This is a genomic window from Bacteroides eggerthii, from assembly GCF_025146565.1.
Classification (GTDB): Bacteria; Bacteroidota; Bacteroidia; order Bacteroidales; family Bacteroidaceae; genus Bacteroides; species Bacteroides eggerthii.
Map to the genome: position 1 here is coordinate 1,178,855 of NZ_CP102258.1, position 13,253 is coordinate 1,192,107.

Genomic DNA, 13,253 nt, shown 5'->3' on the forward strand with positions numbered 1-13,253 from the left:
TTAATATGTTATGAAAAATGCTTTTAATTTTAGGCCATGGATGGTTTTGGCTGTCTTGTTGACGTATTCATTGGGGACGTGGGCTCAATCTATTACGTTAAAAGGAATCGTGAAAGATGACTTTGGTGAAAGTATTATTGGTGCTAGCGTTTTGCAAAAAGGTACCACGAATGGTACGGTAACTGATTTGGATGGTAATTTTACTTTGACTGTTCCTAATAAAAATGCGGTGCTGGTTATTTCATTCATAGGCTATCTTACGCAAGAAATAACTGTAGGAAATCAAACTCATTTCAATGTTCTCTTAAAAGAAGACGCACAAAATTTGGATGAGGTGATTGTTATTGGTTATGGTACGGCAAAGAAAAGTGACTTGACGGGAGCCGTAACTCGTGCAGATATGGGTGCGTTGGAAAAATCACCTAATGTAAATGTTTTACAAGGCTTAAAAGGGGTTGTTCCAGGTCTGAATATTGGTATTGCAACCAAAGCGGGAGACTCACCTACTGTTTCTATTCGTGGTCGTAACTCTATTTCTGGTTCTACTGAGCCATTAGTTGTATTGGATGGAGTTATTTATCGTGGTAATATTTCTGATATTAACCCAAGTGATATTGCATCTATTGATGTGTTAAAGGACGCCAGTAGTACAGCTATTTATGGTTCACAAGCAGCAAACGGTGTGTTAATGATTACTACTAAAACGGTTAAAAGTGTTTCTAAGCCGATTTTGGAATATAGTGGTTCATTTACTTTGCAAGGTTTGATTAACAATGATATGAAACGTCTTGACAGAGATGGTTTCGCTACTCAGGTTGCTGATATTAAGTTGGCTGAGAGTCGTATGGGAACTGATATGTTACAACGTAATCCGGATTTCAACCCCGCTACTTATTTTAAAGATGGAGAAGTGATAACTGGTTATAATAATGGTGTGAATACCGATTGGTGGGATTTATTGACGGAAGATGTTCCTTATATTCAAAATCACAACATTAGTGTTCGTGGAAAAACAGAAAGGAATAGTTATTTTGTTTCTTTTGGTTTTACTGACCAACAAAACTTAGTTGTTAATGATACCTACAAACGTTATAATGTTCGCATGAACTTGGATAGTAAAATTACAGACTGGTTAAAAGTTGGAACAGCTTCCTATTTTAATATAAGTAACTTCTCCGGTGCGAATACTTCATTTAGTAGTTTGTTTAGCATTCCGGCTTCTGCCACTCCATATGAAGAAGATGGTAAAACATTGAAAGTACAACCTTTGGTAAGTACTGTAAATCCTTTGCTGACAATGAGTAATCCTGATAAGGATATACGCTATAACTTGTCAGGTAATGTATATGCCGATGTTAGTATTCCTTGGGTAAAAGGTTTGAGTTATCGTATCAGCTATGCGAATAACTGGACGATCTATAATTATTATAATTTTAATCCGTATGGCAATACTTTGTTAGGTCAGGCAGAGAAGAAACATACCAACCAAAATGAATGGACGTTGGACAATATCATTACTTACCAAAATACATTTGGAAAACATTCTGTTAATGCCACATTTGTATATGGTGTTGAAAAACGCACTTATGAGAGCACTGATGCTATTGCCAAAACTTTTACTGATAAGACTCTAGGATATAATAATATGGGAATGGGGCAAGCTGACTTGAATGCCATTACTTCAAATGCTTGGGAAGAAAGCAGCTTGTATAACATGTTGCGTTTAGTCTATACTTACAATGATCGCTACATTGTTACTGGAACCATTCGTCGTGACGGTTTTTCGGGATTCAGTAGTGGTAATAAGTTTGGTTATTTCCCATCAGTAGCTGCGGCATGGAGACTCTCTGAGGAATCTTTTATTAAAGATAATATCAAATGGATTGATAACTTGAAACTACGTTTGTCTTATGGTACCAGTGGGAATAGAACTAGTGGACGCTATGCAACTATGGCGCAAATGCAAAATAATTCATCCTATGGTAAGGGATATGTGTATGGTGATGGTGCAAAAGGTGGCTTGTTGCAACTAATGAAAACTTTGCCGAATCCCGATTTAAAATGGGAGACGACCAAATCGGTCAATTTAGGTCTTGACTTCAGTGTATTGGGGGGGCGTTTGTTTGGTAATTACGAGTTTTATGTATCTAAAACCAGTGATTTGTTGTACGATGTTGAAATTCCTCATATGAATGGTATGGTTACTAACAGTATTCCTACTAACATCGGTAAGTTGCGCAATATAGGACATGAATTTAGTATTACTGGTATCCCCATTGTTAACAAAGATTTTCAATGGACCATTACTGCTAACTTCTCATTGAATAAAAATAAAGTAGAAAGTATCTTGGGTATTGATGCGAATAAAGATGGTAGGGAAGATGATTTGGTTGCAAGTAATATCTTTATTGGTGAACCCTTAGATCCGATTTATGATTATAACATCATTGGCATGTGGCAGGTAGAGGATTATAATAAAGGCATAATTCCTGATGGTTTCTTGTATGGTACTTACAAGATTGAAGATGTTAACCATGACAACGCATACACAGCTGAGGATGACCGGAAGATTCTTGGTTACAAAGATCCTTTATATCGTTTCAGTATTCAAAACAATTTTACTTATAAAGATTTTGAGTTGAATATCTTTATCAATTCTGTACAAGGTGGTAAAAATCACTACCTGGGCCAACCTGCTGGGAAATTAGTCATTCCTGATCACCTGTTGAGTAACAGTTTCATGAAATTTGATTATTGGACTCCCGAAAATCCAGATGCTCGATATCGCCAATTGGGATTCTATACTAATTCATTAGGTTCAGGATTTTCACCTTATATTTCCCGTAGTTTTGTTCGTTTGCAGGAGTTATCTTTAGCATATAACCTGCCTAAAAAATTCTTGAGCAAGATTCATGTAAATCGTGCGAAAGTGTTTATCAGCGCATCCAACCTCTTTACTATAACAGGTTGGGACGGATGGGATCCTGAAGCAGGACAAGGCATTAGCTATGACTTGGATGGAGGTTATCCAACGATGAAGAGCTATACACTGGGATTGAACTTTGAATTCTAAAAAATTAAATACGTATCACAATGAAAAACTTGAAATATATATTTGCAGCTGTTGCATTATCATGTTTAGGCACAGCTTGTAATGAAAGTAGCTGGTTGAAAGAAACTCCCTACGATTTCTATACGCCTGAAAATTCCTATACTACAACTGACCAGTTCCAAAATGCGTTAAATTACTTGTATGATGAGGTACGAGGGATGCGTTGGAAAATGGGTGACCAAAATATGGCTTTAATTTGCAGTGATATTGCTTCCGGTGGAACAGATACTTCCCCTGTTGCTAAATTTAATGACTTTAAAACGTTTCTTACTCCCTATACTTATGTAGCCAGTTCATATTGGGATAGAGCTTATTCAGCCATAGCTAATGCAAATGTTATTATCAGCCGTATTGATATGGAAAATGAGGTAGGTGAGGATAACAAAAAAGTAATTAAAGGACAAGCACTCTTTTTCCGCGCTTATTTTTATAATTTCTTAGCAAATTTATATGGCGGTGTTCCATTGATATTAGAAGAAGCTACCGAACCTCGAAAGGATTATGTACGGGCAACGCGTGAAGCTACTTATGACCAGGCACGTCAGGATTTGGAAGATGCCATCAAAATGCTGAATGATATTACAAAGGCTAAAGATGGTGAAGTAAATATTCAGGCTGCTCAACATTTGTTGGCGGAAGTTTATATTTCTCTTGGAGATTATTCCAAAGCCATTGCTGCAGCTACTGCTGTTATTACTCACCCCAGTATGGGATTGATGAAAACACGTTTCGGTTCAAGAAAAGACGAAACCGGTGATCCTTATTGGGACTTATTCCAATTGAATAACCAAAACCGTTCAAGTGGTAATACTGAAACAATTTGGGCTTTACAGTATGAATATAAGAACTCCGGTTCTTCCTATAGTAATGAAATGCCGCGTTGGTTACTTCCTTATTATGAAGGCTTGAATGTGCGAGATAAAGAAGATAAAAAGAATGTAAAAGCCTTTACACTCAACACGATGGAAAAAGGTGGTAGAGGTATCGGTACTATTCGTCCTACTAATCACTTCCTCAACGAAATTTGGGAATCAGGAGATATCCGTAACTCTGAATTGATGATTATACGCGATTTCCAAGTTGACAATCCGGAAGCGAAAGATTTCAAAAAATGGATCATGGCTGATGGGTTATATGATAAGTTTAATAAGGAACAGCAAACTCGTCAGTTCTATCCGTTTATTATGAAATTCAGTCAGGTCGGTACTTTAGAGGACGATAATTATCAGAAAAATGCTGACGGTACATATAAACTTACAGCTTTGGGTGAGCATGGCGTGGTTTACGCATGGGGAAGTCTAAGTGCTAATACTTCTATGAAAGACGAATACATGTATCGTTTGGCCGGTACTTATCTTCTTAGAGCAGAAGCCTATTTGGCCAATAATGAACCGGATAAGGCTATGGCAGATCTGAATGAACTTAGAGATCGTGCTCGAACTCGCCAGCTTACTAGTTCAAGTGAAGTAACACTCGATTTCATTCTGGACGAGCAAATGCGTGAGTTATATTTCGAAGATTTTCGTGTGCCTACCTTATGCCGTTTAGGTAAAATGGTGGAGCGCTCTAGAAAATATAATCCGTTTGGTGCAAATGTTGGTGATCACCAGAATTTATTCCCTATTCCGTATAGCGAAATAGAAAAGAATATATTTAATAAAATAGAACAAAATCCGGATTATGAGAAATTCTAGGAGTTTATGAACTCTTCAGAATCTATCTCAGTGCTTCATAAAAAGTAGGCTGATATTTATCTATTTTATAAATACCAACTTAAAAAACACATTATAGCAAATATTGTTATGAGGAGATTATTATTATTATGTTATTTGGTTACGGCGGGAGTTGTCGGGATATTCGCTCAAGGAGAAAACCGATTAAAGGATAACTTTGACTTCGATTGGAAATTTTCATTAAATGATGATCGCCAGTATGCTGATCCTGTGTATAATGACCAATCGTGGGAAGATATCCAACTACCGCATGACTGGAGTATTAAATTGAATTTTGACCATTCGATTAGTGGATCGGCTGCTCATTTGCCTGGTGGCATCGGTTGGTATCGCAAAGCGTTTATTGTACCGGCTTCCTATAAAAATAAGTCCGTATCTGTTTTATTTGATGGCATTTTTCATCAGAGTGATGTTTATATTAACGGTAAACATTTAGGTTTTCGGCCGTATGGATTTTGTAGTATTGAATATGATCTGACTCCATATCTGAAGTATGGGGAAAAGAATATAATTTCTGTACGTGTTGACCGTTCGGGAAAAGATAACATCGCTCGCTGGTATACGGGATCTGGAATTTATCGTCATGCTTGGCTGATTGTAACCAACCCTATGCATGTAATTAACAATGGTACTTATGTTACTACGCCAGAGATAGATGCCCAAAGAGCATGCGTGGCTGTTGTGACAAGCCTTACCAACACTTCTCACCAAGAAGAAACCGCTACACTTATGCAGTATATTCTGGATAAAGAAGGAAAAGTTGTAGCCAAAAGTGATAACCGAAAAGTTACGGTTCAGCCCAAAGATACGGTTGATGTAACTCAACAACTGAATTTGGAAAATCCTGTGCTATGGTCGATTGATACTCCGTCGATGTATACCATGAAAACCATAGTGAAGATTGGGCGAAAAACCGTTGATGACTATCGTACTCCATTTGGTGTGCGCACTATAGAGTTTACAGCTGATCGTGGATTTTTCTTAAATGGTCAGCAAGTCAAACTTAAAGGCTTGTGTTTGCATCAGGATGCCGGTGCATTAGGGACAGCTGTACCCGACCGGAGTAGTGAACGCCGTTTGGAGATTTTGAAGGAATACGGGTGTAATGCCATCCGCTGTGCGCATAATCAACCCTCTCCTGAATTTCTGGATATGTGTGACCGTATGGGATTTATCGTAATCGATGAGGCATTTGATAAATGGAAATCCGGTTATTATGCCAAATATTTTGACAAATGGTGGCAAACAGATATGGAGGATATGTTGTTGCGTGACCGTAATCATCCGTCGGTTGTTTTGTGGAGTATCGGAAACGAGCTGCAGGAAGCGTGGGAAAGCTCTGATGAAGGAGTGGAACGTGCAAAAATGCTGCAGGATTTTGTTCACCAAAAAGAACCGAGTCGTATGGCAATTCTCTCTGCACAAAACAACCATCAGGAAAAGTTTTCCGGTGTAACGGACGTTATCGGATATAACTATTTGGAGGCACGTATGTTAAGTGATCACAAGAAATTCCCCGAACGCCGTTTTATGATAACCGAAGAGCTTCCTTATTATAGTGGTGAAGAAGGAAACATTCGTAGTTATACTCCGTATAATCCATGGAACATCATTGCTGAGAATGAATTTGTAGCTGGTGGATTTATTTGGTCGGGGGTAGATTACTTAGGTGAGGCAGCTAGTCGGGAAAGCCATGGATGGCCCAACGGGCTGTTTGATATCTGTATGTTTGAGAAACCTCGCGCTGCCTATCATCGTGCGATGTGGAACAATAAACCATTGGTAAGCATAGCTTTTCTTGATCCCTCTCTTGATATCGACCATGGAAGGGATTTGTGGCAGTGGCCTAAGATGGCTTCACACTGGAACTTGCCGAGAACGTATTTCGGACAAGTTATTCAGGTGTGCACTATCACAAATTGCGAAGAAGTAGAGATGTTTATGAATGGTAAATCGATGGGCAAACAAAAAACAGCTGACTTTACGAATAATACTATTATATGGAATATTCCTTATCGTCCGGGAACTTTGGAAGCAAAGGGATATAATGATGGGAAAGAAGTAGCAGCTTATCAGCTTGCCACATCAAAAGATACGGATTCTTTAATTTTGACGCCCGACCGGACAATGATTAAAGCAGACGGACAAGATTTGTCGCACATTGCTATTCAGTTGTACGATGAGGATGGGAAACCTGTACAGACGGATGATAAAGAGTTGACTGTAACGGTGGAAGGTGATGGCCGTTTCTTGGGCATTGATAACGGAGATTTAAGACGTAAAAATTCATTTAGCGGGAACAGGTTGAAAACCTATTTCGGCAAGGCGCTGGTTGTTGTACAATCCTTGCGTAAAGCGGGCACGATGACAGTTAGTGTGGAGATGGAAGGAAAAGCAACTCCTTATGTAGTTACCATCCAGTCCGTCCGGTAGATGGTAAGTAGTTTGATATTAGTTGAATAACAGAAAAGAGTGTACTGTAATGGTGCACTCTTTTTATGTATAAAATAGTTTCGTTTTAGCGTTTGTTATATTGAAAACAGAAAATGTAACATAGAAAATAATGTTGTAGTTTCAGTATAATAAGATGTATCATATCTGATATATTCTAACTGAAAGATTCCGTAATTTTGAACAATAAAGCTACAGTTAACTTGGAGAGTTGTTTTAATCTAATATGAATATGAGAAGAATTTATTTTTTTGTTTGCATTATTGTATTGTGTTGTATAAACTCGGCTCAAGCGCATCTCCCTTGTCCGGTGAATGGCAGGGGGGTATTGCAATGTGATGCCGAAGTGAAATCATCTTATAAGAAAGGTGTGTCTCTTCATTTTGATGTTAATTCCCGGGAAGAATCTTATGCAGCCCGAATGTTGACGAAGTCTTTGCAAGAACGGGGATATGTAATAAATGCGAATAGTGGAGATTATTCAATCAAATTCTTAATTGACAAGAGGAAATATGATGCCGAAGCATTTGCTATTATTCCTGAAGGAAATGTAATCAAAATTATTGGAGGAGATTATAGAGGACTTATTTATGGGGCATTGTCATTGTCGGAAGATTTGAGGAATGAAATTTTGTTGGATAATGCGGTTGCTCGGAGTGAAAAGCCGAAATTGATGTTACGAGCTGTAAAGTACGATCTTCCATGGGATACCTATCGGCATAGTGAAGCGTTGAATCTTCATGATGAGACCTGTCGTGACCCGAAATATTGGGAAGCATTTTTGGATATGATGGCCGAAAATAGGCTGAATGCTTTGTCGCTTTGGAACTTGCATCCTTATCCATTCATGATCATACCTAAAAACTATCCGGAAGCGAGCCCGTTTACGAAAGAAGAATTTAAAGAGTGGCAAAAGCTTTTTCAGTCTATCATCGGCATGGCTGCTGAGCGAGCTATCGAAACCTATCTGATTCCGTTCAACATTTTTGTGACGCCGGAGTTTTCAGTTGCACATAATGTAGCAATGGATAATCTTGATCATCATTTCTATGTGCGTGGGGAAACGGCACAAATTGTCAAAGACTACACACGCGAATGTGTAACCCAAGTGTTGGAAGAATATCCTGATTTAACGGGGTTTGGATTGACTTTGGGTGAAGGCATGGCAGGTATGACACCACAAGAACGTGAAGCTTGGATGACTGAAACTATCATTGAAGGGATGCGGCGGGCCAATCGACCTTCTAAACTGGTACATCGCGTACCGTTCTCTAGTACGACCGAATCACTTGGGAATACCAGCGTTGAAACGGAGCGCATAACTCGCGCATCCATAGAGCGGGAAGCGGATATGGGCTTTACCGAAGGTCCTATTTTTGCAGACTTTAAATTCAATTGGTCACATTCCCTTTCCACGCCCAAGCTGATTAAAGTGCATGGTGGCCCGTTGTATGATACTTACTTTAATCCTGTCTCCGATAAATATAAGGTGACTTGGACAGCACGTAATGAAGATATCTTTTGCCTACGTTGGGGGGTACCTGAATTTGTCAGAGCGCATGTGAAATTAAATTCTCCGGCTTATGTTGGAGGGTATTTTATAGGTTCGGAAACCTATATCCCGGCAAAAGATTATTTCACGACGGATATGAGTAAGGCTAATTGGAAATGGGCTTTTGAACGTCAATGGCTGTATTATAAAATTTGGGGACGTTTGTTGTACGATAGTGATACGCCGGATGAAGTGTTTCATGCTGAATTTATTCGTCGTTATGGCAAAGATGGTGAAAATCTGCTGAAAGCTTCTTCACTTGCCGGCATCACACCGCTGGTGTTTGCGTCAAATACGGATTGTGGTTGGGATTTTACCTTGTATAGTGAAGGATTGATGGCTCTTGTTCCTAAAGATCGGAATAGGCCGGGAACCCCATTGGAAGAATATGTTTCTATCGACCGATTGATTCACCAAAATCCGCTTGATACCTCTTTTGTTAAAGTAGCAGATTATGTGGAACGGATATTGGCTGGCGGAAGTTTTACCAAAGAAAGGGTCACACCTCCGCAGATAGCCGATTCTTTGGAAAGGAATGCCAAACAAGCTCTTAAACTGGTAGAAAATATTAACCCGGCAAAGAATCAGAATGCAGCATTGATCTATGAAGTTGCAGATATTAAAACTTGGGCTAATTTAGGTTTACATTATGCCGAGAAGATACGTGGGGCTATTGCTTTGCAAACTTACAGGGTAAATGGGAATAAGACTTATCAGCAACAAGCGATACGGCACTTGAGTAAAGGACTGGAATATTGGGATAAAGTTATTGAAATTACTCGTCCGTTATACAACGATATGCCGCTGGTTCATTACAGTGAGCAAGGGGGGAAGCATTGGAAGGAAAATGATCATTTACGCTTTCACTGGGCATTGATTCGTCCTGATGTGGCTAAAGATCTGGAAATAGCCAAACGATAGCTGTGTGATATGGATTTTGATGAAACATATAATATCAATACTAAATTCAAACTTTTTTATATGAAAAATAGAGCGTTATTATTTGCATGCGTTGGAATACTTGTGTGTAACGGGCTTATAGCTAAAGAATATCATGTAGCTAAGAGTGGCTCGGATACCAATCCCGGTACAGTTGAAGCTCCGTTCCTTACAATTTCTAAAGCGGCAATGGTTCTTAATGCCGGTGATACTGTAACTGTACATTCCGGCACTTATCGCGAGTGGGTAAGTCCCCGCAATTCTGGCTTGAATCGTACTTCGCGTATCGTGTATCGTGCTGCTCCGGGCGAAGATGTTTGGATCAAAGGGTCGGAAGAAATTAAAGGTTGGGTGCGTCAACGGAATTCTACCGTTTGGAAGGTTGTGGTGCCTAATAGTGTATTCGGCGATTTTAATCCGTTTGCAGAAAAGCTTTGGGGAGATTGGCTCGATAAGAATCCTGTAACCTATCATTTAGGAGAAGTATTCTTGAATGGCAAGTCATTTTATGAGGTGGACAGCCTTTCTAAAGTGAGAAATCCTCAGGAATTTCCGGATTCCAAGAACAAAGCCCAGTCGCTTTACCAATGGTATGCCGAAGTAGGTGATACGGAAACTGTCATTTGGGCTAATTTCCACAAATACAATCCTAATAAGGAACTTGTGGAAATCAATGCTCGTCCGGCTTGTTTTTTTCCGAAGGAACAAGGTGTGAATTATATTACGGTACAAGGCTTCAAAATGTCGCAGGCGGCAGTTCAGTGGGCTCCTCCTACAGGTGTTCAGAAAGGACTTTTAGGCCCTAATTGGAGTAAGGGTTGGATTATTGAGGGAAATGAAATATCGAATGCCAAGTGTTCTGGAATCAGCTTAGGGAAAGATTTTGCATCGGGCAACAATCTTTGGACATTGGAGCAAAGTATTGTGGGATTTAACCGGGAGATAGAGTCGGTTATTAAGGCCTGGCGTATGGGCTGGAACAAGGAGAATATCGGTTCTCATGTGGTACGTAATAACGTTATCTTTGATTGCGAACAGACAGGTATTTGTGGACACATGGGAGCTATATTCAGTATGATTGAGAATAATCATATCTATGATATTCATACTAAGCGCCAGTTTACCGGTGCGGAGATCGGTTGTATTAAATTGCATGCGCCTATTGATGTGGTTGTTAAAGACAACTGGCTTGATAACGGTTATCGAGGTATATGGCTTGACTGGCAGTGTATTGGAACTCGTATAACAGGTAATTTGTTTACGAATAATGACTTTTATGACATCATGATTGAAGTTACCCATGGCCCCTGTTTGATTGACAATAACATACTGTTGTCTGCTAATTCTGTAAATAATCTGTCACAAGGGACTGCGTGGGTGCACAATCTCATCGGTGGAGTGGTAACAGTACGTCCTATTCCCATACGTTATACGCCTTACCATGAGCCACATTCAACGGACATCATAGGTCTAACAAGTATATTGTGCGGGGATGAGAGACTTTATAATAACATTCTTACAGTAGTTCCCGGCTCACAGTCTGAACATAAGCTTGATGGTTTCTCTCCTTACGATTCTCATCCTGAATATAAAGAAGGAATTTATCAGGAAATGAACCGCACATCACGAGGTTCGGTTCAGTCAAAAGACTTTACGTTGGCTATGTACACCGGTGCTAACCTTTATTATGATGGAGTGAAACCCTATGCTCACGAACCTTATAATATTGTAAGTAATCATGCATTGGCTCCCACAATTGAACAGCGTGGTGACGAGGTGGTTCTTAAGTTGAACTTTGACAACAATATTTCGCAATTGCAGACGCAAATTATCGACACAGAAAAAATGGGAGTAACCTTCTTTTCAAATGGTTATTTCGAAAATCCGGATGGAACGCCTATAACACTTAATACAGACTATTTAGGAGTTTCTCGAGGAGACGCTCCTAAAGCAGGACCATTTGAAAATGTTGTATCCGGTGTACAGGAAATCGTAGTTTGGAGGGGACATCACAAACCGTAAATTCCAGAACACCACCTTGAACCTTGTCACATTGTTTTTTTTGTGACGCAAAATAAAAATGTTATTCTTTTGATACACAAATTGAAATCGAAGCTGTTAATGGAAATCTGTTATTAGGAAAAGTGTTTCAAGGAGAAAGGATAACATAAGATGCAGGGCAGAGGAAACTATTTATAACAGGCTATAAAACAATACCCTACATGTCCCATTTGAATGCCACCCTTTGGTATATTGAGTACCAAACGTTGGTATTCTAAGTACCAAGCGTTGGTATTTCAAGTACCACTCTTTGGTATTCCAAGTACCAAGCATTGGTATTTTAAATACCAAAGTTGGGTATTTAAAATAGTCAGCATAGAGTTTGTTTTTGACAGTGACGACAAAATATTGGTCGTCACTGTCTATGTGCCTTGTCGTCACAGGTAACCCACTTATCCTTAGTGTATTGAAGTGAAAAGTGACGAGTGATGACAAAAAATGAAAAGATAATAGTATTTTTGTGCCAGCCAAGAGCTTAGTAGCGGTTTTATATCCGCTGCCAAGCTCTTTTTTATGTCCTTTTTCGTAGAAGCATAGCTTGGTAAATTCGTGCAAAATCTGTGCAAATGCCTTTATAAACAAAAAAGACACTCAAGAGTGGAAGCCTCTCAAATGCCTTATTTTCAAGCCTTTCGACTTTGTAGCGGGACCCGGGATTGAACCGGGGACCTCATGATTATGAATCATGCGCTCTAACCAGCTGAGCTATCCCGCCATTATTTCTCGATTGCGGGTGCAAAGATATAGCTTTTATTTAAACTGCCAAAATATTTGTGGAGATTTTCTGCTATTTATTTTGTCAATAGAAAAAAGGAAATAGTATTTTCCTTTTTTCTTATATAGCATAATGCAACATAATCAGCACTTTAATCTTGCATTGTGGAGTTGAATTGAATAAAATCAATGAATATTTTTTCTAATTAGAAAAAAGTATTTATCTTGGCCGGCGTAATACAAAGAAGACATATACTATGGAAAGGAAAAAAATACATTTGGAATATCTCTTGAATGCGACTTCTAAAAGTATTCTTTGGACAGCAATAAGCACTCCTACTGGTTTGGAGGGCTGGTTTGCGGACAAGGTGCAGTCAGATGATAAGACCGTCTCTTTCTTTTGGGGGAAAACAGAAAGGCGCGATGCTGAAATTATTGCTGTGCGAGCATATTCTTTTATTCGCTTCCGCTGGCTTGATGATGAGAACCCGCGTGAGTATTTTGAATTAAAGATGACAAACAACGAGTTGACCAATGACTTTGTACTTGAAATTACTGACTTTACCAATGCGGACGAAGCAAACGATTTGTGTGAATTATGGGAATCTCAGGTAGACACTTTGCGTAGAACATGCGGTTTTTAGTTAACTTTCAATTAAAAATTTCCCGTACTCCCTTTTTTGTGCTACTT

The 13,253-nt window shown here is 39.2% G+C and carries 6 protein-coding genes and 1 tRNA gene; 6 read left to right on the plus strand and 1 reads right to left on the minus strand.

Annotated elements, in window-relative coordinates; genetic code table 11:
- The first annotated feature begins 10 nt into the window (after positions 1-10).
- The 5 genes from NQ546_RS04790 (at position 11) to NQ546_RS04810 (ending at position 11,809) form a co-directional block, all read left to right on the plus strand.
- The gene (locus NQ546_RS04790; protein ID WP_004292349.1) at positions 11-3,073 is read left to right on the plus strand and encodes a SusC/RagA family TonB-linked outer membrane protein; all 3,063 of its coding nucleotides are present in this window, start codon (positions 11-13) and stop codon (positions 3,071-3,073) included.
- Between the two features lie 20 nt (positions 3,074-3,093).
- A complete protein-coding gene (locus NQ546_RS04795) occupies positions 3,094-4,806 on the plus strand; it encodes a RagB/SusD family nutrient uptake outer membrane protein (RefSeq protein ID WP_004292350.1) in 1,713 nt (570 codons plus the stop codon).
- Positions 4,807-4,914: 108 nt separating this feature from the next.
- A complete protein-coding gene (locus tag NQ546_RS04800) occupies positions 4,915-7,278 on the plus strand; it encodes a sugar-binding domain-containing protein (protein WP_004292351.1) in 2,364 nt (787 codons plus the stop codon).
- 250 nt (positions 7,279-7,528) lie between these two features.
- Positions 7,529-9,769, plus strand: coding sequence for a hypothetical protein (locus tag NQ546_RS04805; RefSeq protein WP_239463460.1), 2,241 nt, complete (start codon positions 7,529-7,531; stop codon positions 9,767-9,769).
- 60 nt (positions 9,770-9,829) lie between these two features.
- Positions 9,830-11,809: a right-handed parallel beta-helix repeat-containing protein gene (locus NQ546_RS04810; RefSeq protein WP_239463459.1), complete on the plus strand. Its 1,980-nt coding sequence runs from the start codon at positions 9,830-9,832 to the stop codon at positions 11,807-11,809.
- Positions 11,810-12,489: 680 nt separating this feature from the next.
- Here the strand turns inward: NQ546_RS04810 and NQ546_RS04815 are convergent.
- A tRNA-Met gene (locus NQ546_RS04815) sits at positions 12,490-12,563 on the minus strand.
- A gap of 256 nt (positions 12,564-12,819) precedes the next feature.
- On the opposite strand from NQ546_RS04815, the gene NQ546_RS04820 reads away from it, so the two are divergent.
- A complete protein-coding gene (locus NQ546_RS04820) occupies positions 12,820-13,206 on the plus strand; it encodes an START-like domain-containing protein (RefSeq protein WP_004292355.1) in 387 nt (128 codons plus the stop codon).
- Positions 13,207-13,253 lie beyond the last annotated feature (47 nt).